The sequence below is a fragment of the Micromonospora reichwaldensis genome, assembly GCF_031845925.1.
Lineage (GTDB): Bacteria > Actinomycetota > Actinomycetes > Mycobacteriales > Micromonosporaceae > Micromonospora > Micromonospora reichwaldensis.
In genome coordinates this window covers 40,848-66,270 of the sequence record NZ_JAVRFL010000018.1, presented here as the reverse complement: position 1 = coordinate 66,270, position 25,423 = coordinate 40,848, and the positions used below count along the sequence as shown (strand labels likewise).

At 72.7% G+C, this 25,423-nt stretch carries 22 protein-coding genes; 13 read left to right on the top strand and 9 right to left on the bottom strand.

Annotated elements, in window-relative coordinates:
* Positions 1–272 precede the first annotated feature (272 nt).
* Together RM555_RS16820 and RM555_RS16815 are read left to right on the top strand one after the other, a co-directional pair.
* Positions 273–4,442, top strand: coding sequence for a SpoIIE family protein phosphatase (locus RM555_RS16820; RefSeq protein ID WP_311412637.1), 4,170 nt, complete (start codon positions 273–275; stop codon positions 4,440–4,442).
* 107 nt (positions 4,443–4,549) lie between these two features.
* Positions 4,550–5,302 carry an HD domain-containing protein gene (locus RM555_RS16815; protein ID WP_311412636.1) on the top strand — a complete coding sequence of 251 codons (753 nt, stop codon included), beginning with the start codon at positions 4,550–4,552 and terminating at the stop codon, positions 5,300–5,302.
* A 42-nt stretch (positions 5,303–5,344) separates the two neighbouring features.
* Here RM555_RS16815 and RM555_RS16810 read toward each other — a convergent pair whose 3' ends face one another.
* The 3 genes from RM555_RS16810 to RM555_RS16800 all read right to left on the bottom strand — a co-directional run bounded on the left by RM555_RS16810 (position 5,345) and on the right by RM555_RS16800 (position 7,233).
* Positions 5,345–6,277 carry an HNH endonuclease gene (locus tag RM555_RS16810; RefSeq protein ID WP_311412635.1) on the bottom strand — a complete coding sequence of 311 codons (933 nt, stop codon included), beginning with the start codon at positions 6,275–6,277 and terminating at the stop codon, positions 5,345–5,347.
* 93 nt (positions 6,278–6,370) lie between these two features.
* Positions 6,371–6,946, bottom strand: coding sequence for a hypothetical protein (locus tag RM555_RS16805; RefSeq protein ID WP_311412634.1), 576 nt, complete (start codon positions 6,944–6,946; stop codon positions 6,371–6,373).
* Positions 6,947–6,993: 47 nt separating this feature from the next.
* Positions 6,994–7,233 carry a winged helix-turn-helix domain-containing protein gene (locus RM555_RS16800; RefSeq protein ID WP_311412699.1) on the bottom strand — a complete coding sequence of 80 codons (240 nt, stop codon included), beginning with the start codon at positions 7,231–7,233 and terminating at the stop codon, positions 6,994–6,996.
* Positions 7,234–7,607: 374 nt separating this feature from the next.
* Between RM555_RS16800 and RM555_RS16795 the strand changes: the two genes are divergently transcribed.
* From RM555_RS16795 to RM555_RS16770, 6 genes are all read left to right on the top strand, one after another.
* Positions 7,608–7,847, top strand: coding sequence for a DivIVA domain-containing protein (locus tag RM555_RS16795; protein ID WP_311412633.1), 240 nt, complete (start codon positions 7,608–7,610; stop codon positions 7,845–7,847).
* Complete coding sequence (locus RM555_RS16790; protein WP_311412632.1) at positions 7,844–8,185, top strand: hypothetical protein; 342 nt, start codon at positions 7,844–7,846, stop codon at positions 8,183–8,185. Before RM555_RS16795 ends, RM555_RS16790 begins: the two co-directional genes overlap by 4 nt.
* A gap of 195 nt (positions 8,186–8,380) precedes the next feature.
* Positions 8,381–8,764: a PadR family transcriptional regulator gene (locus tag RM555_RS16785; protein WP_311412631.1), complete on the top strand. Its 384-nt coding sequence runs from the start codon at positions 8,381–8,383 to the stop codon at positions 8,762–8,764.
* Positions 8,761–9,657, top strand: coding sequence for a hypothetical protein (locus RM555_RS16780; protein WP_311412630.1), 897 nt, complete (start codon positions 8,761–8,763; stop codon positions 9,655–9,657). The genes RM555_RS16785 and RM555_RS16780 overlap by 4 nt, the downstream gene beginning before the upstream one ends.
* 130 nt (positions 9,658–9,787) lie before the next feature.
* On the top strand, positions 9,788–9,916 hold the full coding sequence (locus RM555_RS16775) for a hypothetical protein (protein WP_311412629.1): 129 nt from the start codon (positions 9,788–9,790) through the stop codon (positions 9,914–9,916).
* A 190-nt stretch (positions 9,917–10,106) separates the two neighbouring features.
* Positions 10,107–10,649 (top strand): hypothetical protein, encoded by a 543-nt coding sequence (locus RM555_RS16770; RefSeq protein ID WP_311412628.1) that lies wholly within the window; start codon positions 10,107–10,109, stop codon positions 10,647–10,649.
* Positions 10,650–10,867: 218 nt separating this feature from the next.
* Here RM555_RS16770 and RM555_RS16765 read toward each other — a convergent pair whose 3' ends face one another.
* A complete protein-coding gene (locus RM555_RS16765; protein ID WP_311412627.1) occupies positions 10,868–12,493 on the bottom strand; it encodes an ABC transporter permease in 1,626 nt (541 codons plus the stop codon).
* On the bottom strand, positions 12,490–13,461 hold the full coding sequence (locus tag RM555_RS16760) for an ABC transporter ATP-binding protein (RefSeq protein ID WP_311412626.1): 972 nt from the start codon (positions 13,459–13,461) through the stop codon (positions 12,490–12,492). Before RM555_RS16760 ends, RM555_RS16765 begins: the two co-directional genes overlap by 4 nt.
* A gap of 107 nt (positions 13,462–13,568) precedes the next feature.
* Here RM555_RS16760 and RM555_RS16755 point away from each other — a divergent pair, with 107 nt between their 5' ends.
* Positions 13,569–14,396, top strand: a complete 828-nt coding sequence (locus tag RM555_RS16755) for a TetR family transcriptional regulator (protein ID WP_311412625.1) — start codon at positions 13,569–13,571, stop codon at positions 14,394–14,396.
* A 284-nt stretch (positions 14,397–14,680) separates the two neighbouring features.
* Here RM555_RS16755 and RM555_RS16750 read toward each other — a convergent pair whose 3' ends face one another.
* Both RM555_RS16750 and RM555_RS16745 read right to left on the bottom strand, forming a co-directional pair.
* Complete coding sequence (locus tag RM555_RS16750; protein ID WP_311412624.1) at positions 14,681–16,234, bottom strand: aminotransferase class I/II-fold pyridoxal phosphate-dependent enzyme; 1,554 nt, start codon at positions 16,232–16,234, stop codon at positions 14,681–14,683.
* 23 nt (positions 16,235–16,257) lie between these two features.
* Complete coding sequence (locus RM555_RS16745) at positions 16,258–17,586, bottom strand: NAD(P)/FAD-dependent oxidoreductase (RefSeq protein WP_311412698.1); 1,329 nt, start codon at positions 17,584–17,586, stop codon at positions 16,258–16,260.
* A gap of 413 nt (positions 17,587–17,999) precedes the next feature.
* Between RM555_RS16745 and RM555_RS16740 the strand changes: the two genes are divergently transcribed.
* Together RM555_RS16740 and RM555_RS16735 are read left to right on the top strand one after the other, a co-directional pair.
* Positions 18,000–18,833 (top strand): phytanoyl-CoA dioxygenase family protein, encoded by an 834-nt coding sequence (locus tag RM555_RS16740; RefSeq protein WP_311412623.1) that lies wholly within the window; start codon positions 18,000–18,002, stop codon positions 18,831–18,833.
* A gap of 100 nt (positions 18,834–18,933) precedes the next feature.
* A complete protein-coding gene (locus RM555_RS16735; RefSeq protein WP_311412622.1) occupies positions 18,934–19,761 on the top strand; it encodes an RNA methyltransferase in 828 nt (275 codons plus the stop codon).
* Positions 19,762–19,845: 84 nt separating this feature from the next.
* Here RM555_RS16735 and RM555_RS16730 read toward each other — a convergent pair whose 3' ends face one another.
* Positions 19,846–21,639: an ABC transporter ATP-binding protein gene (locus RM555_RS16730; RefSeq protein WP_311412697.1), complete on the bottom strand. Its 1,794-nt coding sequence runs from the start codon at positions 21,637–21,639 to the stop codon at positions 19,846–19,848.
* 79 nt (positions 21,640–21,718) lie between these two features.
* Here RM555_RS16730 and RM555_RS16725 point away from each other — a divergent pair, with 79 nt between their 5' ends.
* Together RM555_RS16725 and RM555_RS16720 are read left to right on the top strand one after the other, a co-directional pair.
* Positions 21,719–22,144 carry a MarR family winged helix-turn-helix transcriptional regulator gene (locus RM555_RS16725; protein WP_311412621.1) on the top strand — a complete coding sequence of 142 codons (426 nt, stop codon included), beginning with the start codon at positions 21,719–21,721 and terminating at the stop codon, positions 22,142–22,144.
* Between the two features lie 169 nt (positions 22,145–22,313).
* Positions 22,314–24,098 carry an N-acetylglutaminylglutamine amidotransferase gene (locus RM555_RS16720; protein WP_311412620.1) on the top strand — a complete coding sequence of 595 codons (1,785 nt, stop codon included), beginning with the start codon at positions 22,314–22,316 and terminating at the stop codon, positions 24,096–24,098.
* 174 nt (positions 24,099–24,272) lie between these two features.
* On the opposite strand, the gene RM555_RS16715 is transcribed toward RM555_RS16720, so the two are convergent.
* The gene (locus RM555_RS16715) at positions 24,273–25,406 is read right to left on the bottom strand and encodes a carboxylate-amine ligase (protein ID WP_311412619.1); all 1,134 of its coding nucleotides are present in this window, start codon (positions 25,404–25,406) and stop codon (positions 24,273–24,275) included.
* Positions 25,407–25,423: the final 17 nt, after the last annotated feature.

Genomic DNA, 25,423 nt, shown 5'->3' with positions numbered 1-25,423 from the left:
GGGCGACGTCGGGGGGTGGCGGGGGCGACGGCGGGGGGTGGCGGGGCGACGGCGGGGAGTGGCGGGGACGGCCGGGGATCGGGCGGGGAGTCGCACGGCGGGCCGCCGGTCGGAGTGCGGGTCGGAGTGCGGGTCGGGGTGCGGGTCGGGTCACGTCGATGGACGGTTCGGGCGTGGCCGGTTGGGGAAAGTGACCCCGGCGGGACGATGAGGGGCAGGGCACGGCGGCTGCTTGCGACCCGGGGACCAGCGCGGGGACAGGGGGCCGGGACGTGGATTCGAAGCAGCGCGTCGGACCGGCGGGCGCCGAGGCGGCCGTCGACGACCTCTTCGCCGGCGACGACCCGACCAGCGCCGCGCACCGGGCCACCGACTGGGCCGCCACCGCCCTGGGCCCGGTGGAGACCTGGCCGCCGGAGCTGTGCGCGGCGGTGCGCACGGTGTTGCCGTCGAAGATCCCGATGCTGCTGTGGTGGGGCACCGAGCTGGTGCAGATCTTCAACCACGCGTACACCCCGGTGCTCGGCGACAAGTACCCAGCCGCGATCGGTCAGCCGGGCGCGCGGTGCTGGGCGGAGGTCTGGGACGAACTGGGCCCGCTCACCGACCACGTGCTCGCCGGCCGCGGCGCCACCTACGCGCAGAACCAACTGCTCCTGCTCAACCGGCATGGCTACCTCGAGGAGACGTACTGGACCTTCTCCTACAGCCCCGTACGCGCCGGGCACGGCCGGGTCCCCGGCGTCTTCGTGGCCACCACGGACGTCACGGCCCGGGTGCTCGGTGACCGGCGGCTGGAGACGCTGCGCGAGCTGGGCTCGATCTCGATCGCGGCGGCGGACACCACCCGCGACGCCGTCCGGGCGGCGGTCCGGGTCCTCACCGGCAGCCCGGCCGACCTGCCCGCCGCGATGATCTACCTACGTCCCGGGGGCGTGACGCCGGACGACGGCAGCTACCTCACCGGCTTCGGGCCGGACGGCAGCCGAGGGTCCGACGCGGACGACCTGGTCCTGGCCGCCTCGGTCGGCGTGACCGAGGACGACGCCGCCGCGGGTCCCGGGTGGCTGCCGCAGATCGGCGAGGTGGCGCGCACCGGCCGCCCCGCGCGGGTCCGGGGAGTGGCCCTGCCCGGCGACCCCCGCGCCGGGGCCGGGGCGGTCGTCGGCGTGCCGGTGGACGACGTGGTGGTGCTGCCCCTGCTGGCCACCGGACAGACCCACCCGGCCGGCGTGCTGGTCGTCGGCATCAGCCCCTTCCGCGAGCTGGACGAGGCGTACCGGGGCTTCCTCGACCTGGTGGCCAACCGGGTCTCGACGGCGCTGGGCGACGTGCTGGCGTACGAGGCACAGCGGCGTCGCGCCGCCGCGCTGGCCGAGCTGGACGCGGCGAAGACGGAGTTCTTCACCGACGTCAGCCACGAGCTGCGCACCCCGCTGACGCTGATCGCCGGACCGGTCCGGGAGAGCCTCACCGACCGGCGCGAGCCGCTCCCCGCAGGCCAGCGCGAACGCCTGGAGCTGGTGCACCGCAACACCGGCCGGCTGCGCAAGCTGGTCGACGACATGCTCGACTTCGCCCGCCTCGAGGGCGGCCGGCTGGACCCCGACCGGGTGGAGACCGACCTGCCGGCGCTCACCGCCGGGGTCGCCGAGTCGTTCGCGTACGCGATGCGCCAGGCCGAGCTGACCTACCGCGTCGACGTCGAGGCACTGCCGCGCACCGCGTACGTGGACCGCGACATGTGGGAGAAGGTGGTCGTCAACCTGCTCTCCAACGCCCTGAAGTACACCCTGGCCGGCGCGGTGCGGCTGCGGCTGCGGGGCGACGACGCGCACGTCACGCTGACCGTCGACGACACCGGCGTCGGCGTCCCCGCCGACCAGCAGCCGCTGCTGTTCCACCGCTTCCACCGCGTACGCGGCGCCGGCGGCCGGTCGCACGAGGGCACCGGCATCGGGTTGGCGCTGGTGCAGGAGATGGTCCACCTGCACGGCGGCGAGGTCAGCGTGCGCTCGGTCGAGGGCGAGGGCTCGACGTTCACCGTCCGCCTGCCCTACGGCCGGCCCACCGCCACGGCCACTCCCCGCGAGCGGGCCCACGAGACGTACGTCGCCGAGGCCCTGCACTGGCTGCCGGAGGCCGCGCCCGCCCAGGCGGACGCGACCGACGACGAGGCCCGGGACGCCGCGACGGTGCTGGTGGTGGACGACAACGCCGACCTGCGCGCGTTCCTCGCGAGCCTGCTCGCACCCCACCACCGGGTGGTCGTCGCGGCCGACGGCCGGGAGGCGCTCGACCGGATCGCCGAGCGGGTGCCCGATCTGGTGCTGACCGACGTGATGATGCCCCGCCTGGACGGCTTCGGGCTGGTCCGGGCGCTGCGCGCCGACCGGCGTACCGCCGGGCTGCCGATCATCGTGCTCTCCGCGCGCGCCGGCGGGGAGGCCGCGGTGGAGGGGTTGCGGACCGGAGCCGACGACTACCTGGCCAAGCCCTTCTCCTCGGAGGAACTGCTGGCCCGGGTGGGCGCGCACCTGGAGCTGTCCCGGTTGCGCAACGAGGAGGCGACCTGGCGGGCGGCCCTGATCGAGTCGTTGCAGGACGCGTTCGCCGTGGTCGACGCCGACGGCGCGCTGGTCGAGGCGAACGAGGCGTTCTGCCGCCTGGTCGGCACCGCCCCGCTGGCGGCGCCGGTCGCGCCGCCGCACCCGTGGTGGCCGGAGGCCGACGCCGCGCCCGCCGACCGGCGCCTGCTGATCGACGTGCTGCGCACCGCGCGGGGCTCCGGCCGGGGCCGGGTCACCCTGCCGCTGCGGCACGCCGACGGGCACCGGATCTGGGCCGAGGCGGTCTACAACTCGCTGCGGGAGCCGCGGACCGGCCGCCGCCTCTGGGTCGCCACCCTGCGCGACGTGACCGCCGACGTCCGTGCCGCCGCCCGGCAGTCCGCCCTGGCCGCGCTCTCCGGCCGGCTCGCCCGCGCCACCGACGTGGCCGAGGTGCTCGACGCCGGCCTGTCCGAGCTGTGCACCCTGCTGGACGGCGCCCGCGGCCTGGCCGTCTGCGCCGACGCCGCCGGCACGCCGTTGGCGGTGAGCCAGGGCCTGACGCTGACCGGGCAGGTGCAGCGGGCGCTCGACGGGCTGCCCACCGAGGGCGAGCCGCAGCTGGTCGTCGACGACGCGGGCCGGGTGACCGCGCTCGGGGCACGCGTCGAGCCGGGCGGGGCACCCGGCGGGGTATGGCTGGAGCTGGACCCGCCCCGGTCGGTGCAGACGGTGGACCTCCCGCTCGTACGACAGCTCTGCGCGGCGCTGGCCCAGGCGCTGGTCCGCGCGCGGGCCTTCGAGACGCAGCGGACGGTGGCCCTGGCCATGCAGCGGGCGATGCTCGGCCCGGTCGACCTGCCGGCCGGGTTCGCGACCCGCTACCAGCCGGCGGTGGCGCCGCTCGAGGTGGGCGGCGACTGGTACGACGTGGTCCAGCTTCCCGGCGACCTCGTCGGCGTCGTGGTGGGCGACGTGGTGGGGCGGGGCCTGCCCGCCGCCACCGTGATGGGGCAGCTGCGCAGCGCGTCGCGCGCCCTGCTCCTGCAGGCCAAGAGCCCCGCCGAGGTGCTGTCCGCACTGGACGACTTCGCCCGGATGGTGCCCGGCGGCGCCTGCACCACCGTCTTCTGCGCCATCATCGACCGCTCGCTGGGCGTGCTCCGCTACTCCTCCGCCGGCCATCCGCCGGGCATCCTGGTGCACCCGGACGGCTCCGCCGACCTGCTGACCCACGCCGGTTCGGTGCCGCTGGCCAGCGTCGCGGTGCCCCGCCGGCCGGAGGCCGGGGCGCGGCTGCGATCCGGTTCGACGCTGCTGCTCTACACCGACGGGCTGATCGAGCGACGCCGGGAACTGATCGACGCCGGCATCTCCCGGGCGGTCGCCGCGCTCACCCAGGGCCGCGAACTGCCCGAGGGCGCACTGGCCGACCGGATGGTCCGGGACCTGCTGCCCGACACCCGCAACGACGACGTGGCGGTGCTGGTCTACCGGCATCGGGAGCCGGCGGTCTTCGCCGCGGCGCTGACCGCCGACGCGGAGCAGCTAGCGCCGACGCGGGAGGCGCTGCGGGAGTGGCTGACCGGCCTCGGCATCGGCCAGGCCGACGTCGACGCGGTGCTGATCGCGGCCGGCGAGGCGTGCGCCAACGCCATCGAGCACGGCTACCGCTTCGCCCCGGACGCGTCCGTCACCGTCCGGGGGCGGCTGCGCGCCGACCGGCTGGAGATGGTGGTCAGCGACACCGGCGGGTGGCGGGACGCGAGTCCCGACGACAGCGAGCGCGGCCGTGGCAGGCTGATCATGACCCGGTTGATGGACGAGGCCACCGTCGCCGGCAGCGCCGACGGCACCACCGTACGCCTGGTCAAGCGCGTCTCGGGCACCTGACGGGCTGCCCCTGACCGGACGCCGCGGTGGCGTTCGGCCGGGGTGCTGGCGTCGGGTGGCCGACGGCAGGGACCCCCGGAAGGGTGAAGATCGGCTATAAGTGGCGGATGGAGTTTCCCGCCTACCTGGCCACCATGCCGATGCACGCGATCACCGAGATCCACGGCGAGCCCGGCCTGCTGGCCCGGTTCCGGCTGGAGCTGCGCGCGTTCGACGAGGCCGCCCGGGAACGACTCACCGCGGCCCTGGACCTGGCCGCCGAGCTGCACCGCGACGACCGGCGGGTACGCGAGCCCTACCTGAACCACCTGTTGCGGGTGGCGATCCGGATGATGCACCACTACCAGGTCCGCGACGTCGACGTGATCGTCGCCGGCCTGCTGCACGACGCGGTGGAGGACCACCCCGACGAGCTGGCCGCCGCGTCCGGCGGCGAACGTGCCGGGGCGCACGACGGCGAGGACGCCACCGCCGCCGCTCTGGCGGTGCTCGCGGAGCGGTTCGGGCCGCGGGTGGCCCGCCTGGTCGGCGCGGTCACCAATCCGGCGTACGACCCGGGGCGCGACAAGCACGTCCAGTACCGGGAGCACGTGGCGGCCAGCCTGGACCGGGAGCCGTGGGCGCGGGTCATCAAGATCTCCGACTTCACGGACAACGGGGTGGGCGTCATCCACACCGTCGGCCCGAAGGTGACCTCGTCGGCCCGCAAGTACCGGCCGCTCGTGCCGGTCTACCGGGACCTCGTCACCCGGCCGGACACTCCCCTGTCGGCGCCGGTGAAGGAGCACATCCTCGGCCAGCTCGACCTCGCCGAGGAGCGCTTCAGCGCCATCCTCGACGAACCACCCCACCCGAACTGACAACGTCAGCCTCGTCGACTGACGCTCAACCCCGGCTACGGGTCAGGCCGCCTTGTAGACGGTGTCGAGGTGCCATTCCAGGAACTCCGCGTTCGGTCGGTCAGGCCGGCGATCTGGAACAGCTATCTGCTCGCCCGCCTTGGCATAGAACTGGTCACCGTTGCCGAACTCGCTGCGAAGCCGAGGGCTGACCACGAGTCGGTACTTGGGATCCACGCCCAGGTAGCCCTTGTCGAAGAGGATGTGCACGTCCGACTTGAGGAGCAGGCCATTGTCCAGGCGATGCTCACCACCCTTCGGCAACGGTCGGATGTGCGCGGCCTGCAACACCGGCTGGACCCTGTTGCCGGTGATCGCGCAGCGTCGGCCGTACGCCCCGAGCACCACGGCCTTGAACGACTGCTGGCCCAGCCGCTGTGGCACCAGCCGTGGATCTCCGTAGACCGGGCCGGGCCGATGCCAGGGTTCACTCAGGTCGAGTTCGACAGTCGTGCCGATCAGGCGATGGATCAGCAGTTCGAAGTAGTCGCCCCAGGCGGCGTCCGCAAGGTCGTACGTCTTGCCCTGCACCACGTTCGACTTGAACTCCGGCGGTGGGCCGACGGTGGACTCGTCCGGGAAGAAGTTGGCGTCACGCACGAAGATGCAGCCGATGACGGGATCCTCGTCGGGTGCGATCGGCTGCCTGCGGTAGCGGCCGACGCTGCGGCGCATCTCGTCGATGCTCGCCGCGCCGTTGGCCTCCCCGAAAAGCTCCCATGCCTCCGAGATTCGCAGCTGAGTGAAGCCGCTGAAGAAGCCACCACCGATGACGCGGTTCAGAGGATGGTGTGCTTTGAAGAAGAACGGCTCGCCTGCTGTGAGCGCGCGGAAACCGCCGCCCGAAGGCCGCCAGAAGTTGACCTCGTTCAGCTCGGGACGGGCGGCCAGGAAGCGGTACCACTTCTCGTCCGTGACCCCCACGAAGGCCTTCACGCTGACAAGCGTGCCGTCACGTCGATCTCCGCGCTACCCCCCGAACAGCCGACGCCTCCACAGGTGGCACAGCCCATCTGTCTTTCTACCTGTCTACGGCGTCTGCCGTGACGCCCTGCTCGCCCGGATCTCGTCCAGCCTCGCTCCGAGCACCTCGGCCTGGGCGACCGAGCCGCCACGGACGCTGAGGCCGCCACGGGCCACCCGGTAGAAGGTGTCCCGCGCCTCGTTGGCCCGGTGCAGCAGGTCGTCGAGGTCGTTGTCGTTCCCCCGAGTGAGCCCACGGGCCACCCGCTCGATCTCCCACACGGCGTCACGCCACTCACGGGCCGCCGACACGGTCGAGGCGTCTCCGAGTAGCAGGACGCTCTCCCAGGCCAACGTGTGCCGGACATCCGCATCGGACAGTCGGGGGAGGCCTTCCTCCCGGTCCATCCGGTGCCCGCGCGAGTGGGGTCGCTCATCCACGAGCATGCGCACCGCGACAGCGTGGATCTCCTTGATCACCCGCGCGAACTCGACATACGCGTCGAACCTCCGGTCGTCCCAACGAACGGATTGGTTCCGCTTCCACCGGCCGCGGTCGGCGAGGGAGGTGGCGACGATCGTGCCGACGGTGCCGACCAGCACGCCGATGAGGGCGGGCAACTGCGCGACGATGCTTGCCATAGCTGGAGGGTGCCAGCCGACGGCAAGCCGACTCTTCGACCCGCTACCTACGGCTCCCGCATCCAGAGCTTCGGGTCGTTCACGAAGACGCCTTTGCCCTGGTGCCGCCAGATCACTCGCAGCGCTTCGAGCCGCACGTAGACCTGCTTGACGGTGGACGGGCTGACCCTGTACGTCGCAGCAAGCTGCGTGATTGACGGCAGCTTGTCCCCCGGCGTGAGCTTCTTCGCTCTGATGTCGGCGACGATCTCGTCAGCGATACGGATGTAGTCGGCGGTGATTGGCATGACTCCCCCTGCGTGGCACGCCAATTCGATCACGCAACGACACCTTGCAACAACTCATCGTTTGACTCAGGTGACTGGGACAGCTAAGTTGAAATCCGCCTCTCCCCTTGCGTGGCAACAAGGAGCAGAGGCGTTCCCCTGGTCGGGGCCGGCGTCCGTGCCCGTTCCGGCCTCGTCCGGCTGCTCTGCCGTCGTACCGCCGAATCGGGCTGCGGCGGCCGAGCGGGCGGGTCGTCCGAGGCCCCCTCGCGGACGACCCGCCCTTCCAGACCCCACCGCGCGGAGCCTGCGCGCTCCCGCCTGCCCTGGAGAGGATCGTCGTGGCCCAGGTGTTTCGAGGTGCTCAGCCCCATCCCGCCGGCTACCCGGGCCGATTGACGCCACACGAGGTGCGGACCCGCGAGTTCGCCGCGCGCCGGCGCGGCGTCGACCAGGTGGAGGTACGCGAGTTCCAGGCCCGGGTGGCCGACGAGCTGACAATGCTCAACGAGACGGTACGGCTGCTCAGCCAGGAGAACGACCGGATCAGGCGGGCACTGCGCGACTGGCAGACCCTGCACGCGCGGGAGTGCCGGCCGCCGGAGGAGCACCACCGCAACTCCGGTCACTGGTGACCGCGCGCCCCTCCCCCGGCGACCTGCTGATCGTCGACGGCCGTGCCTCGGTGCAGTTCGCCGGGGACCGCGCCCTGACCTTCCGCGTCGTCTCGGTCTGCGACCAACCGACGTACGCCGGCTGGATCTGGCTGACCGGGTACATCCTAAACCGGCGCGGCGAGGCGACCGACAAGCGCGAGATCTACGTCCAGCTCGCCGGCCTCCGCCCGGTCGTCAGCCCGCCGACCCCGCAACGCCCGCGTGCCATCCGCTCCCATGCCTCCCCGGGTGACCAAGGTGACGGCAGAGCAGCTCGCAACCGCTCGGGGCTGCGCGCTCGGGCTGATGCTCGGTGATGCGATCGGCGCGACGGGCGGCAAGGCGCCGGCCGGCGGGATGCCGATCGTCGTCCGCCCAGGGCGCTTTCGCGGCAGCTGCCGAGCCGGCCCCAGACGCCCCGGCGTGCGCCGTCCAGTGGGGACGTTCAGGTGAGTCGGCCAGGATGTACGGTCATCTTGCCTAGATATTCAAGTGACTTGTATATTCACCTCATGCGATCGACTTCGCGTCCCGCGTTGCGGGAACCGTCGTACTTCGTCCTTGCTGCCCTACTCGGTGGCCCTCTCCACGGGTATGCCGTGATCAAGCGGGTGACTGAGCTGTCCGATGAACGGGTGACCCTCGCTGCCGGCTCGCTGTACTCGGTGATCGACCGGCTGCTCGGCGAGGGACTCATCACCGCCGATGGTGAAGAGATCGTCAACGGGCGTGCCCGCCGCTACTACCGGCTCACGGACGAGGGCTACCGCGTACTCGCCGAGGAAGCCGACCGGCTCGCCCGGGCCGCCCGGGTGGTCACGGATCGCCTGCCGCACCAGGGCCTCCCGCAGGGAAGCACCCATCAACCTTCTATCGCGAGGATCAGACCAGCATGAGTTCTGATGTTCTGGAGAAGCGCTACCGCATGCTGCTGCGGGCCTATCCGGCCGATTATCGGCGCGAACGTGCCGACGAACTGATCGACACGTTGATCGGCGAGGAACCCACCACCCGCCGCTGGCCCAGCATCCGGGAGACGGCCTCCCTCATCCGGGGCGCCCTACAGGTGCACGGTGGCAGCACCGCGGCCCGGCCCACCGCCGTGCTGCTCTGGCAGGGCATCCACCTGGGCGCCATGGCGGTGCTGGCGCTGGGTGCGCTCATCGGCCTGGACGACCTCGTCGAGGCGTTCCAGTTCGGCGGATTCGCGGACCCCCTGGCCGTCCTGCGGGATCAGGGCATCCACGCGGTCATGGTGATCGCGGCGCTGGTCGCGCTCGTCACGGGCCGCGCCCGCACCGCTGCCGTCCTGGTGGTAGCTGCGGTCGTGGTGCCGACCGCGATCTCTCAGTACCTGCTCCTCAACGGCCTGCCGCAGTGGTGGGCACCGGTTGTCGCCACGCCTTTGATCATGGTGGGCCTGCGGCGTCCGGCGGACGTGCCGCCGGCGCCCCGGGCCAACGCCGTTCTGGTCACCGCCGGCATACTCGCCCTGCATCTGATCCCTGCGGAAGGCTTCCGCAGGGTCGACATGGGCTCGCAGATCGTTGCCGCCATCATGGTGATCGTCGGGGCAGCCACCTTCCTATGGGTGGCGACGGCCGACCAGCGACTCCTGATTGCCGTCGCTCCCACCCTCCTGCTGGGCACGCTCCACCAACTGGGCAACGCCGGGTCGGCGGGGGAACTGCTGCACCGGCCCGACGCCCTGCCGTCCCTGGTCGTCGCGGTCCTCATGGCAGTCGGCGCGGTCGTCTCGACCCGGCTGCGGCAGCGCACCCGCGCCTGATCAACCGACGGGCGGTCCGGCTGCGGCCGGACCGCCCGAGCGAGAATCGGCGGAAAAGCTGCTGTCGCTGCACCTGAACCTCGCCGACGGGTACCGCCGTGCCGGCGATGTCGGGCGCGCCCGGCACCACGTGACGGTCGCGGCACCGCTGGCCGCCGAGTTGCCGGACGACGGGTACGGCACGATGATCCGCAAGGCGATCGCACGGGTGGGCGCGCTGCTCGACGCCGGGTCCCGGGAACCTCTCGCCGCACCGTGACACCCGCCGGCGTGAGTTCGGCACCTTGAACGGGCTGAGTCCGGCAGCTTGACGATCAGCGGTCACGTGGAGGATGGACATCAGGTGACAGGCTTCGATCGGCACGATTGGCTGCCCTTGTGGTGGCCTCGACGCTGATTGCCACCGGGGGTCGCATCGGCTCGTATCACCGCGTGAGGGGGTGCTGACAATGAACCGCCTTGTTCGACCGCTGGTCGCAGGCGCCGCCGTGGTCGCGGTAGCTTCCGGCGGGTGGTTGGCCTATGACTCGCTGCGCCCGGGCGAGACACACTCGGTGCACTCGTCCTACGCGTTCGACGTCAAGGATGAGACGAAGGTGGCCGGTTTCGCCGACTACGTCGTCGTCGCGACGGTGGACCGTGTCGTCGAGGTGCAGGAGCGCGACGGCAGGCCCTACACCGTCTTCGACGTGACCGTGGACAAGTCCCTCAAGGGCGAGCCGGTCAAGACGCTGCGGGTGGTCCAGCTTGGTGGAACCCTCGGCAAGGACACCTGGCGGGTGGAAGGCGAGCCGCTGCTGCGGCCCGGCACGACCTACGTGCTGGCGGCGAAGACCGAGCAGGGGCGCGAGACACATCAACTGGTGGGCGGGGCGGACTTCCCGGTGGTCGACCGGGCGGCGGCACGTGCTGGGGGGTCGGGCCCGGTGGCCGAGTGGCAGGACAGCGTCGCCCGCCAGCGGTGGCCCGAGGAACTACCGAAGAACTCCTGACCGCCGCCCTTCGACCGGGCACCTCTGGCCTGTCGCTCCCAGACCCCTTACGACGAACAGCGGCGTCGGGACAGTTCGTCCCGACGCCGCCGCGTCTCATCACCACCCGGAGCCGGGCCCTTCAGACCCCGCACCGGAGCCTGCTCCCCGCAGGTGGTGCCGAAGGAAGCTCGCCAAGTGGTACCCGCTGAAGCGGCCGAAACACGTCGGCGGCCCCGTCAACTCGGGACGTCGCGGCGGCGGAAGCCGGCCGTCCCGGCCGCCAGCAGGAGCACCGCCACCCCCGTCAGCACGACCAGCGGCAGCGCCGCCGGGTCGACCGCGGGGGCCGACGGCACGTGGGTGTACGGCGACAGGTTCAGCGCCGCCTGCGGCAGGTCGAGCACCGCGCCGAGCTGCCCGAGCAGCAGGAACACGATCAGTGCCGCCCAGGACAGCGCGACCGACCAGCGGGGCAGCAGGCCGAACAGCGCCGTCACCACCCCGGCGACCACCAGCAGGGCCGGCAGTCGCACCAGCGCCGCCCCGCCCAGCCCGACGGCCCGGCCGAGGGGGTCGCCGGCGACCAGGCCGTAGCCGAGGCCGGTGGTGAGCCCGCCCAGCAGCACCAGGGCGAGCGCGCCGAGCGTCGCCGCGACCACCTGGGTGACGAGCCAGCGGGTACGGCTGACCGCCGTGGCCAGCACGGCCTCCAGCAGCCCGTCGGCCTCGTCGTTGCGTGTGCGTAGCAGCGCCTGCACGACGTACGCCCCGATGGTCAGCGCGAACAGCCCCAGCATCGCCGCCAGGTACGCGTCGATCAGTTTCGCGCCGCCGCCCATCGCGCTGATGGCCTCGGCGGCGGCCGGGTTCTCCTCGATCATGGCGTTGAACTCGTCGCCGGCGATGCCCATCGAGAACCCGAGCACTGCCACCCCGACCGCCCAGCCGAGCAGCGCGCCGCGCTGCAACCGCCAGGCCAGCCCGGCGGGGCTGAGCAGCCCGGGTGCGGCCGTGGCCGGCCCGCGCCGGGGCGCGACGAGTCCGGCGCCGATGTCCCGCCGCTCGGCGAGGGCGTAGGCCGCCGCCACCCCGGCGACCAGCAGCGCGACGGGCAGCGCCAGCGTCCACCAGCGTTCGCCGCCGAAGGCGCGGACCTGGTTGCCCCAGCCGAGCGGCGAGAGCCAGGACGGCCAGGCGCTGACCACCCGCAGCCCGCCGTCGGTCTGTTCGCCCAGCACGTCACCGGCCGCGCGGAGCAGGAAGGAGATCCCGACTGCGGCGGCGGCGAGCGCGTTCGCGCCCCGGGAGGTGACGGACAGTTGGGCGGCGACGGCGGCGACGCCGGTGAACGCCAGGCCGACGCCGCCGATCGCGGCGGCCGCGGCGACCGACCCGGCGAGCGGCAGTCCGGCGCCGGCCAGTGCGGCGGCGAGCAGGGCGGTGGCGGCCACGTTCGCCGCGACGACCACCAGCAGCGCCGCGGTGAGCAGCGCGTACCGGCCGACGACGGAGGCGCCCAGCAGTTCCGCCCGGCCGGTCTCCTCGTTCTGCCGGGTGTGCCGGATGACCGCGAAGGTGCTCAGCAGCGCGGCCAGCAGGGCCAGCGTCACGTACGTCTCGGCGGTCACCACCGCGCCGAGGTCGGTGCCGGCGATCGGCCCGTTGAACGCGCGGGCGACCAGGCTGGACGCCGACGTGCTGGCGTAGCCGACCCGGGACGCCTCGTCCGGGTAGAACTCCTTGACGCTGCCGGCGAGGGCGTAGCCGAGCAGGGGCGTGCCGAGCACCCAGATCGCCAGCCGGAGCCGGTCGCGGCGCAGCACGAGGCGGGCGAGCCGCCCGGTGCCGGTGAACGCGCTCACCGGGCACCCGCCGGCCGGTCGGCGTCGGGGCGGTCACCGTCGGTCGGGCCCGCCGCCGGGGCGGAGGCGCCAGCGGGGACGGCGGCGCGCTCGTCGCCGTAGTGGCGCAGGAACAGCTCCTCCAAAGTGGGCGGGGCGCTGGTCAGCGCGCGTACGCCGAAGCGCACCAGGTGTGCGAGCAGCTCGTCGAGGTGGGCGGGCTCGACCTCCAGGTGGGTGCGACCGTCGACCTCGCGTACGTCGTGCACGCCGGGCAGCGCCGCCAGGCCGGTCGCCGGCCGCGCGGTCTCGACCGTCACGGCCGTACGGGTGAGGTGGCGCAGCTCGGTGAGGGTGCCGGACTCGACGGTGCGGCCCTCGCGGATGATGCTGACCCGGTCGCAGAGCGCCTCGACCTCGGCCAGCACGTGGCTGGAGAGCAGCACGGTGGCGCCGTCGCGCTTGAGTTGGCGGACCTCGTCCTGGAACACGGCCTCCATGAGCGGGTCGAGCCCGGAGGTCGGCTCGTCGAGCACGTAGAGCTCGACGGCGGAGGCGAAGGCGGCGACGATGGCGACCTTCTGCCGGTTGCCCTTGGAGTAGGTGCGGCACTTGCGCGTCGGGTCGAGATCGAAGCGCTCCAGCAGCTCGTCGCGGCGGCGCCGGTCGAGGCCGCCGCGCAGCTGGCCGAAGAGGTCGATCGCCTCGCCGCCGGAGAGGTTCGGCCACAGGTTCACGTCGCCGGGCACGTACGCGAGCCGCCGGTGCAGGGCGACCGCGTCGCGCCACGGGTCGGCGTCGAAGACCCGCACGTCGCCCGCGTCGCGGCGCAGCAGGCCGAGCAGGACGCGGATGGTGGTGGACTTGCCGGAGCCGTTGGGCCCGAGGAAGCCGTGCACCTCCCCCGCCGCGACCGTCAGGTCGAGCCCGTCGAGCGCGCGGACGCTGCCGAACGTCTTGACCAGGTTGCCGATGGAGATGACGGGCATGGGCCCTCCTGTCGCTGGCGGTGCCGACGACCACACTGTACTGACCGGCGGTCAGTCGAATCAACAGGGTTGCCTGCCATCGGTCAGACGCCACTAGGCTTGCCGCCATGACCGCCGAGGCGCCCGACGACACGCGTACCCGGATCCTGCGCGCCGCGCTCGACCTGTTCGCCGAGCACGGCTACCAGCGCACCCCGCTGCGCCAGATCGCCGAGCGGCTGCGGCTGACCAAGGCCGCGATCCTCTACCACTTCCCCACCAAGGAGCACCTGCTCACCGCCCTGATCGAGCCGATGGTGGCCGATTTCGAGGCGCTGCTGGACGCGGCCGAGGAGGGGCCGGCCGAACGGGCCCGGTGGACGGTGCTGGAAGGCTGGGTGGACATCATCCTGGGCCACCGCCGACCACTCGGCATGCTCTTCCACGACATCGCGCTCGTCGGCCGGGGCGACACCTACCACCGCCTGATACGGATCGCGATGCGCGCCAACGACCTGATCGCCGGGCCCGACGCGGGGCGCCGGGAGCGGGTCCGGGCGGTGCAGGCGGTCGCCGCGTGCAGCGATCCGGTCGTCTTCTTCGTCGACGTGCCGGACGCGGTACTGCGGGCGGACATGCTGGACGGCGTGCGCCGCCTGCTCGGCGACCCGACCGGCTCCGGCCCCGCTGACGGCTCCGATCAAGCCGACGGCGCGGGCACGGCGGGCGGCGAGAGCGCGACCGGCGGTGGCGGCGGTGCGGGCACCCCGGCGGCCGGCGGCGCGGCGGGGCGTCGGCGGCGGCCCGGACGGCCACGGGCGATGAGCCCGGAGCAGGTCGAGGCGGCCCGGCGGATGCACGCCGGGGGCGACCACTCGGCGGACGAGATCGCCGCCGCGCTCGGGGTCTCGCGGGCCACCGTCTACCGCCACCTCGACCCGGCCGTCGCGAAATAATGAGACTGGTTCTGCGACAGTTTTGAGAACGGGGCCCGACCCCGTCTCGCAGGCCGAGGCGGCGGGCAAGGCGGTCACCGGCATCCGCGCAAGTCGAAACGCTCAGCAGGAGGCACCCTCATCCGAGGGTGCCTCCACTGCGTTGATCCGGTGGTGGGCGGTACCGGGAACCGATCACCGCATCGCCCGCGTCGAACGGCTCACCGACCGGGACGGGCAGCTGCCGGCTGACGGTCCAGTCCGGGCGCCGGGCATTCCGCCCTCATCGAGTGACGAGACGCCTCTCAGCGGGGAGCACTGCCGAAGGCGCTGGAGAGGTACGCCCGGGAGTCGGCGATGGCGCCCTCGATGATCCGGGCCGCCTCGCGGGCCTCCTCGGGCCGGTGCCCGGCCTGCACCTGAAGCCGGAACCGGGACGAGCCGGTCGGGGTCACCGGGAACTCGACCATGAATGCCAGCACCCCCCGGTCGAAGAGCAGGCGGTTCGCCGTCCGCGCCAACTTCTCGTTGCCGATCAGTAGCGGCACGATCGGTGACGGCTCACCCATGCAGGTCAGACCCCGGCCGGTCAGCTCGTCGCGCAGGGCGTGGATCGCGGTGAAGAGCCGGGCCCGCAGCACGTCCCCCTCGGCCGACCGGATGATCCTGGTGGCCTCCCGCACCACCGCGGTCTGCACCGGCGACAGCGCGTTGGAGAAAAAGTGCGAGCCGCCGAACATCTTGATGTACTGCTTCAACGCCGGCGAGTTGGAAGCCACGAAGCCACCGTTGGAGCAGAACGTCTTGGAGAAGGCGCCCATCACGATGTCGACGCTGCCGAGCAGGTCCTGCATCCCCAGCACGCCCGTGCCACCGGGCCCCATCGAGCCCAGGTCGTGCGCCACGTCGACCAGCAGCGTGGCGTCGTGTTCCCGGCAGACGCGTTGCAGGGTGACGAGGTCCGGCCAGTCCGCGTCCACCGAGAAGAGCCCGTCGGTGACCACCAGGATGCCGTTGCGGGTGTCCGTGGCCCGGATCTCGGTCAGGTGCCGGCGTACCGCCTCGACGTTGAGGTGCTCGTAGCGGACCACGTTCCGGGTGGCCGCCCGTGCCCCCTGTTGCAGGCAGGAGTGGGCCAGCCGGTCGATCAGGATGTGGTCGGACTGCCGGACCAGACCGACGACCGCGCCGAAGCCGGCCGCCCAGCCGGTCGGGAAGAGCGTCACGTGGTCGAGACCGACCAGGTCGCCGAGGGCAGCCTCCAGATCGTCGGAGATGCGGGTGTTGCCGAGCACCATCGGCGAGCCGGCGCTGTGCGGCCCGTAGTCGTGCATCGCCCTGGCCGCCGCCTCCCGGATCGCCGGGTGGGTGTTGAACGACAGGTAGTCCTGCGAGTTGAAGTTGATGCCGCGGGCCCGCCGGCCCAGGTCGTTGGTGATCTGGGCGACGCTGTCCGGTGCCGCCTCCAGCACCCGGGAGTACTGCCACGTCTCCGTGCGTCGACGGGCCTGCACCCAGCCGTAGAAGTCCCCGGTGCGGGTCAGCAGGTTGCGGCCGGCGGGCCGGTAGAAGTCGTACGCGTTCTTGTCCAGGGCGTACTCCTCGTCGGGGTCGACGGGGTTGCGCAGGTGGGCCGGCTCCCACATCTCGGTGAGGTCGGCGACCACCTGGGCCAGTTCTTCGTCGGCGCCGTCGAGCGACGCGAGGTCGTCCCACGGGATGTGGGTGGCCCAGTTGCGGGTCATCTCGGAGACCTCGGCCGCGGTACGCGTCATGGTGTCGAAGTCCCGGCAGTGTGCCGCCTTGAGGATGATCCCGATCAGTTCGCCGTCTTCACGCTGGTCCAGCTCGGTGGTCACGGTGTCGTCTCCCTGGTGGATCATCAGGCGAAGAGGTTCTGCTGGTAGCTGCGGGAGGTCTCCGCGAAGTCCTCGAAGACCGCGTGGTCTGCGGAGGACTCCTTCGCCGCGTCGTTGAGCAGGAAGAGGTTGGAGGCCTGGAAGAACTCCGACACCGGCGCGACGTCGGCGTGGGTGGCGATGAACCGGTCGGTCTCCTGCTGGTTGCCCCGCAACGCGACGAACAGTTGCAACTCGTCGTGCCGGTACGGACGCATCTCGGCAAGGGTGCAGACGTAGTCGTGGTAGGCGGCGGCGTTCTGGCTCCGGCGGCGGTCCCCGTAGGCGGTCATCGCCTCGTCGATCGACGCGTCACCGCGAAGCCACCGGTCGAGTGCGGCGCTGACCAGCTCGGCGTCGCGGAAGGCGTGGGTGATGCCGATCGCGGTGCACTGGTCCTTGGCCGACTCGGCGTCACCGACGAGCACCCACCCGGGCCCGTGCAGTGGCCGGAGGAAGGCCGACTGGTCCAGGGTGCCGTAGATGCGTTCCTCCCTGGTCCCCCTGCTGCGCACCACGTCGCCCAGTTCCGGACTGACGAAGTCCAACGCCTTCTGGTAGTTGCCCGGCACGTCACCGCGAAACTCCCGCGACCACTCACTCGGCCCCCAGACCAGGACCATGTTCTGGTCGAAGTTGGTCGGCGCCACCGCGCAGGCCAACCGGCCGCGCCGGTGCAGTTGTGCCGGGCCCAGGTCGAAGCCGGACCAGTAGCTCCAGTAGGCGAACGTGCAGCGGGGCCGCTCGTCGTACTTCGGCAACGCGAGGGTACGGGCGACGAACGAGTTCCGGCCGTCGGCACCGACCACGATCCGGGCCCGCTCCTCGACCAGCTCTCCGTCGACCGCACGCCCCCGGATGCCGATGACCTGCCCATTCTCGACGATCAGCTCACGAACGGTGAAGTTGGTCCGCACCTCGGCGCCGGCCTTGGCGGCCGCGCCGACCAGGATCTCGTCGAGCACCCGGCGCCGCACGGACGCATAGCTCTGCACCACGCCCGCGTCGTCGCCGTGCAGGTCCCGGAAGTACTCGCGCAGCAGTTCGGTCGGCACCGAGCCGGTCAGCGAGATGCCGTCGTTGACCACCTCGACCGTGGTGTGCGCCGGAGTGACCGCCAGGACCTCGTCCAGCAGTCCCCACCGGTTCAGGTAGGACATCCCGTGCGGCCAGAGGAAGTGCGTCGAGATGACGTCGCTGGGAAACGAGGAGCGGTCCACCACGAGCACCCGGTGTCCGCGCTGGGCGAGCAACAGGGCGGTGGACGCACCCGAACAGCGGGCGCCGATGACGATCGCGTCGTACAACTGAATCGATCCTTCGTTGATGTGGCGGTGGCGGCGCAGGTAGCGGCGGCGGAAGACCCACCTGAGAGCGGCCCCGGGGTCCGCGGATCGCGCAGGTCACCCGGGTTGCGTGCGGCGTCGGCCACCGTTGCCGGTGGCTGCCTCTGCCACACCTACCGATCGAGGCCGCAGGCCCGGCGGAGAGCGTAGCTCATGTCCACAGTGGATTGAAACCGCTCGGAGCGGGCACCCGAGGTCACTTCAGTGGACTGACGCCGCGCACAGATCGAGCGGATCGCGGCAGCTCCGGATGTCGAGGCTCTCGGTGATGTGCCGCTGGATGTGCGTCGACCTTGGTCGCCGTGCAACGGGCAGCATCCGACAGAAGCTGCGCGGAAGATGTCGGGTGATCGGGACCGGCGCCGCCGCACGATGGGGGCATGGATGACACGACCTTGGTGTCCCGCTTCCTCCGCGACGGCTTCGTCAAGCTGGAGGGCGCCGTCGCGCCGCGCGTGGCAGCGGACTGCGCGCGGCTGCTGTGGCGGGAGACGGGCTGCGACCCGGACGATCCAGCGACGTGGACGCAGCCCGTGCACTGGGTGCCCGGCCTGGCGCAGGGACCGTTCGCCGCCGCTCCCAATTCCCCGTTCCTCCATCGCGCGTACGACCTGCTCGTCGGCGCGGGACGCTGGGAGCCGCGCTACTCGCTGGGCACGTTCCCGCTGCGCTTCCCGCACGAGGAGGAGCCGGACGACGCGGGCTGGCACATCGAGGGCAGCTATCTGCCGGAGGGCGAGAGCTGGTACTTCACCAATGTGCGCTCCCGCGGCCGGGCGCTGCTGATGCTGTTCCTGTTCAGTGAGGTCGGGGAGAAGGACGCCCCGACCCGGATCCGGGTCGGCTCACACCTCGACGTGCCGAAGGTGCTGGAGAAGTACGGGGAGAACGGAGCGAGCGGGCTGGCCCTTGCGCCCGACCTGGTGGCGGCGTCCGAGCACCGGCCGCTCGCCCTCGCCACCGGATCTCCGGGCGACGTCCTCCTGTGCCACCCGTTCCTGGTGCACGCGGCGCAACCGCACCACGGAGCGCGGCCTCGCTTCATGGCCCAACCGCCGCTGATGCCGGCCGCACCGTACGAACTGGAGCGGGCCGACGGCGCATACTCACCCGTGGAGATCGCGATCCGTCGGGGTCTCGGACGGGACGCCCCCGGTCCGGACGGGGACGGCACCGACCGCGGCGCCGGGGCGACATGCCCCGTCCGTTCCTGAGCGCCCGGCCGAAGGTCATGTGGGAAACCTCGGGGAGCCGGGGTGAGGTCCAGGGCGGGGCACCGGTGAGGTTGCCGTCGCCGGTGCGGTGGAGGCGGGGGTGGCAGTGGTTCTGCGGGTGAGTGGCCGCAACGCGCGGTTCCAGCAGTGGGAGGCTCTCCTCGGCAATCGGACCAAGCGGCAGCGACGCGGCGAGTTCCTCGTGCAGGGCGTGCGCCCGATCACCATGGCCGTCGAACACGGCTGGCAGATCCGGGAGCTGCTCTACGACACCAGCGCGCAACTGTCCGGCTGGGCACGCGAGGCCATGGACACGGTCCGGGCCGAGAAGTTCGCCGTCTCGCGTGAACTGCTCCACGAACTGGGAGGTAAGGCGGACACGGTTCCAGAGCTGCTGGCCGTGGTGGCGTTGCCGGAGGACGATCTGGGCCGTATCCCGGTCGGCCCGACCATGCTCACCGTCGTGTTCGATCGGCCCACCAGCCCCGGCAACATCGGGACCCTCGTCCGGTCGGCGGACGCCTTCGGCGCCGGCGGCGTCATCGTCACCGGCCACGCCGCCGACGTGTACGACCCGAAGGCGGTCCGGGCGAGCACCGGCTCGCTGTTCGCCCTGCCCGTGGTCCGGGTGCCCTCCCACCAGGCCGTTCTGTCCTGGGTCGCTGACGTCCGCGCCGAGGGCATCGGCATGAGCATCGTGGGAACCGATGAGCGCGGCATCCTGGACGCCGCCGAGTACGACTTCACGCAACCCACCCTGACGTTGATCGGCAACGAGACCACCGGCCTCAGCTCCGGCTGGCGCGAGGCATGCGACCAGCTCGTCCGGATCCCCATGTGCGGGTCCGCCAGCTCCCTGAACGCGGCGACCGCCGCGACTGTGGTGCTGTACGAATCGGCACGCCAGCGGGCCGCCGCCCGGCGGTAGCGCACTGATGGCAGGCAGCCGACCGGCGGCTGTCCGCCACCATCGCGCCACCTGACCCGCCGCGCCCCTCTGGACTCCGACACGTCAGGCGGCCAGGGTGGCGTAGCGGCCGGCGCGCTCCAGCAGGCCGTCGTGGCTGCCGGACTCGACGATCCGGCCGTGGTCCAGCACCGCGATCCGGTCCGCGCCCCGCACCGTGGAGAGGCGGTGCGCGATGGTGATGGTGGTACGCCCCCGGGCCACCTCGTCGAACGCCCGCTGCACGGCGCGCTCGGTCTCGGTGTCCAGCGCGCTGGTGGCCTCGTCGAGGATCAGGATGCGCGGGTCGCGCAGCAGCGTACGGGCGATCGCGAGGCGCTGCTTCTCGCCGCCGGAGAAGCGGTGTCCCCGCGAGCCGACCATGGTGTCGTACCCGTCGGGCAGCCCGGCGATCAGGTCGTGGATCTGGGCGGCGCGGGCGGCGGCCTCGATCTCGGCGTCGGTGGCGTCCGGGCGGGCGTAGCGCAGGTTCTCCCGCACGGTGGTGTGCAGCAGGTACGTCTCCTGACTGACCACGCCGACGATCGCGGCCAGATCGGCCAGGCGCAGGTCGCGCAGGTCGACGCCGTCGACGGTGATCCGGCCGCTCGTCGGGTCGTGCAGGCGGCTGATCAGGGCGGCCAGGGTGCTCTTGCCGGAGCCGGTCTCGCCGACCAGCGCCAGGCCGCTGCCGGCCGGCACGTCGAGGGTGATCCCGGCGACGGCGGCGGTGTCGCTGCCCGGGTAGCGGAAGGTGACGTCGCTCAGGCGCAGCTCGCCCCGGATCCGGCGCGGGTCGACGTCGACCGGCTCGGCGGGGTCGTCCACCTCGACCGGCAGGTCCAGGTACTCGAAGATCCGGGCGAACAGCGCGAGCGAGGCGGTCACGGAGACGCCCACGTTGAGCAGGCCCATCAGGGGGCGGAACAACCCGCCCTGCAACGCGGTGAAGGCGACCAGGGTGCCGATGCTGAGCGTGCCGGCGGCGCCGGGCAGCCCGGCGCTGAGGTAGATGACCGCCGGGATGGCGGCGAAGACGACGCTCATGGTGGCCATCCGCCAGCGGCCGGCGAGTTCGGAGCGCAGTTCCAGGTCGACCAGGCGGTCCGACGAGGCGGCGAAGCGGGCGGCCAGGGCGGGGCCGGTGCCCAGCGTCTTGGCCAGGTGCACGCCGCTGACGGACAGCCCTTCCTCGACGGTGACGTTGAGGTCGGCGAGTTCGCGCTGGCGTTGCGCGGTGATCTCGCGGCGCAGCTGGGCGACGCGTCGGGTCAGCCAGATGGCCGGCGGCAGCACGACGAGCGAGACCAGCGAGAGCCGCCAGGAGAGCGCGACCATCGCCGCCGCCGTGGCGACGACGGTGGTCAGGTTGGCCGCGATCGAGGTGGCGGTCGAGGTGACCACGCTCTGCATGCCACCGATGTCGTTGGTGATGCGGGACTGCACCTCGCCGGTGCGGGTGCGGGTGAAGAACGCCAGGGACTGCCGTTGCAGGTGGGTGAAGACGTCGGTGCGCAGCCGGTGCATGACCTGCTGGCCGACCCGGGTGGAGATCCAGGTCTGGAGCACGCCGAGCACCGAGGTCACGGCGGCGACGGCGACCATGCCGGCCACCAGCCAGCCCAGCAGCGGCAGGTCGCGCTCGGGCAGGGCCCGGTCGATCACGGCGCGGAGCAGGAAGGGCGAGGCCATGGCGAGCACCGAGGAGATCACGATGATCGCGGTGACGGTGGCGAGCGCCGCCCGGTGCCGGGCGAAGAGCGTGCCGATGCGCCGCAGGGACACCTGGCGGGCCTGCGCCTTCTCGGCGGCGCTGACCTTGCGGGGGCCGCGGTCGCGGCCGGAGGGGACGGGTTCCAAGGGGTACTTCCTCACGTAGGAAATGCTGAGGTTGCCTCAACATGAGGGAACAACAGCTCCTGCTGCTACCGTATTCCCCGTGACGGCAGACACGGACGACGCCGGGGACGGCCTCGCCGAGGCGTTCTGGGCGGTGACCCGGCGGCTGCGCCACCGCACCCGCGAGGCGCTCGCGCCCTGGGACGTCACGCCCGCGCAGTCCCGGGCGCTCGGCGTGCTGATGCGGCACGGCGCGCTGCGGCTCAGCGCGCTCGCCGCGCACCTGCGCATCGCCCCGCGCTCGGCCACCGAGGTCGTGGACGACCTCGAGACGCGCGGGCTCGTGCGGCGCCGGCCCGATCCGGCGGACCGGCGCGCCACCCTGGTCGCGCCGACCGGGGAGGGCACGCGCGCCGGCGCCGCCATCCACGCCGCCCGCCGGGCCGCCGCCGAGGAACTGTTCGGCCGCCTCGCACCCACCGACCGGGAACAGCTCGCCCGCATCCTGCGTACGCTGCGCGACTGACCGCCCGACGCGCGTGGCACCGGGGTTTGCCGCCCCCGGCGGCGGGTAGCCCAGCCACCCGTCCTGCCGACGGGACCGGGTCCCCCGAGCGGCGGCCCGGCACACCTGCGACGCCGACAGGAGTGATCACGGTGGGTCGGATGCCCCGGAAGCCCGGTGACCGCTGACGATGTGCGGCATCAGTGGCGAGGCGAGGTTCGACGGATCGACGCCGGACGCCGGCGCGGTGACCCGGATGACCGAGGCGATGCGCTCCCGGGGCCCCGACGGGGAGGGCCTCTTCGACGACGGCTGGGTGGTCCTCGGGCACCGCCGGCTCACCATCATCGACCTCACCGAGGCCGGCTCCCAGCCGATGGTCCGCGACGACCTGGGGCTGACGCTGGTCTTCAACGGCTGCGTCTACAACTACCCCCAGCTGCGCGAGGAGCTTCGCGGCGCCGGGCACACGTTCCACTCCACCAGCGACACCGAGGTCGTCCTGGTGGCGTACGCGCAGTGGGGCGAGCACTTCGTCGACCACCTGGTCGGCATGTTCGCCGTCGTGCTGGTGGACCGCCGGCGGCGCCGGCTCGTGCTGGCCCGCGACCGGCTCGGCATCAAGCCCCTCTACCTCGCCGAGTCACCCAGCCGGCTGCGGTTCGCCTCCACCCTGCCGGCGTTGCTGCGCGCCGGCGACGTGGACACCTCGATCGACCCGGTGGCGCTGCACCACTACCTCTCCTGGCACTCCATCGTGCCGGCGCCCCGCACCGTCCTGCGCGGCATCCGCAAGCTCCCCCCGGCCACCGTGCGCGTCGTCGAGGCCGACGGGCGCAGCCGCCAGCGCGTCTACTGGCGGCCCGACTACGCCCGGGACCCCGCCCAGGCCGGCATGGACGCCGGGGACTGGCGGGCCGCCGTCGGGGAGGCGCTGCGCGAGGCGGTACGGCGGCGGCTCGTCGCCGACGTCCCCGTCGGCGTGCTGCTCTCCGGCGGCCTGGACTCCAGCATGATCGTGGCGCTGCTGGCCGAGGCCGGGCAGCAGCACCTGCGGACCTTCAGCATCGGCTTCGACAGCCGCGGCGGCGAGGCCGGCGACGAGTTCCACTACTCCGACCTGGTCGCCCGCACGTTCGGTACCGACCACCACCGCATCCGGCTCGCCGACGACGACCTGGTCCCGGCGGTACGGCGGACCGTGCACGCGATGACCGAGCCGATGGGCAGCCACGACGTGGTCGCCTTCCACCTGCTCTCCGAGCAGGTCGCCCGGCACGTCAAGGTGGCCCAGTCCGGCCAGGGTGCCGACGAGGTCTTCGCCGGCTACGGCTACCACCAGCCCCTCACGCGGGTGCCCCGCGACGACGCGGCGGCCACCTTCGCCGACGCGTTCTTCGACCGGGACCACGCCGAGCTGAGCCGGGTGGTGGACCCGGCGTACGCCTGCGACCGCGACGCCAGTCGCGAGCTGCTCGCGGCGGACCTGGCCGCGCCGGGCGCGCAGACGGCGCTGGACGCGGTGCTGCGCCTGGACACCCACCTGATGCTGCCCGACGACCCGGTCAAGCGGGTGGACAGCATGAGCATGGCGTGGGGGCTGGAGGTGCGCACCCCGTTCCTGGACCAGGACCTGGTCGCCCTGGCGGCGGCCTGCCCACCCGAGCACAAGGTGGCCGACGGCGGCAAGGGCGTGCTCAAGGAGGTGGCCCGCCAGGTGCTGCCCGTCGAGGTGGTCGACCGGCCGAAGGGCTACTTCCCGGTGCCGGCGCTGCGCAACGTCGACGGGCCGGTGCGGCAGCTCGTCGCCGAGGCCCTCGCCGCGCCCGCCGCCCGCGAGCGCGGCCTGTTCCGCCGCGAGTACGTCGCCGAGCTGCTCGCTGAGCCGGACCGGGCGCAGGCCGCCGCCGGCAGCAACAAGCTGTGGCAGCTCGGCCTGCTGGAACTCTGGCTCCAGTCCCACGACATCCGCTGACCGCCTCCCGGCCGACGCGCACCCCGGTCGCCGGGCTGCGGCGGCGCCGTCGAGCCCACGGGTGGAACACCACGGGTCCCTCCACCGCCCGGTGAGACCCGTGGCGTTCCACCGGCCCGCTGCCGCCACCGGGTTGCGGCTCGCCGCCGGGCGGGACGGGGTTAGGCGGCGCGGTCAGGCGGCGCGGGTCTCGGCGGCCAGGTGGTCCAGGACGGCGCGCACGTCGTCGCCGGTGCGGGCCATGACCCGGCGCTGCCGGGTGGCGCCGTTGCCGTCGCGCCGCAGCCGGACCAGCTGGTCGCGTACGTAGTCGAGGTCGCCGTGGCGGGCCAGGGCCGGCGCGACCGTGTCGACGAGCTCGCCGACCAGGTCCCAGGCGGGACGGGCGACGCCGGCGCGCAGGTCGATCAGGTCGCCCTCCAGCCCGTCGTGGGCGGCCCGCCAGTGCGCGGCGGAGACCAGGCAGTCCCGGATCCGTCGGGCGGGGACCCCGGCGCGGGCGTCGTCGGCCATCGTCGCGACGAGTGCGCGGACCAGCCCGGCGACCAGCACGGTGTCGTCCACCGCCGGGCAGACGTCGCCCACCCGCACCTCCACCGTGGGGTATGCGGCCGACGGGCGCGCGTACCAGTAGACCATCGCCGCGTCGAGCATGATCCCGGCGTCGATCAGCTCCGCCACCGTCGCGTCGTAGTCGGCGACCGACTCGAAGTGCGGGGTCGGCCCGATGCTGGGCCAGCGTTCCAGCTGCATGGAGCGCCAACTGGCGTGCCCGGTGTCGCGTCCGTCGTGCAGCGGCGAGTTGGCGGTGATCGCCTGCACCACCGGCAGCCAGGGGCGCAGGTGGTTGCAGACCTGGATGGCCAGTTCCCGGTCGGGCATCCCGACGTGCACGTGGCAGCCGCAGACGGCGGGGTCGTGCGCCACCGGCCCGAACCGCCGGGACATGGCGTGGTAGCGCGGTTTGTCCGGCACCGTCCGGTGCGGCTCGTGCACGGGCGTGGCACCGACCGCGACGAGCCGCGCCCCGGCGGCCTCGGCCGCGTCGCCGACGGAGCGGCGCAGCGCCACCAGGTGCGCGCGCAGCTCGGCCAGGTCGGCGGTGACCGGCGTGACCATCTCCACCATGCTGTGCCGGAACTCCTGCCGGCTCTGGTCCCGCGCGCTGCCGGACAGGGCGGTGAGCACCCGGTCGGCGACCGGCAGGCTCTCCCCGGTCCGCGGGTCGAGCAGGAGGTACTCCTCCTCGACCCCGAGCGTCAGCGTGGTCTGGTCGGAAGCGGTGGCAAGTGCCGGACGGTACGTCATGGGCGCTCGCGTCCGTT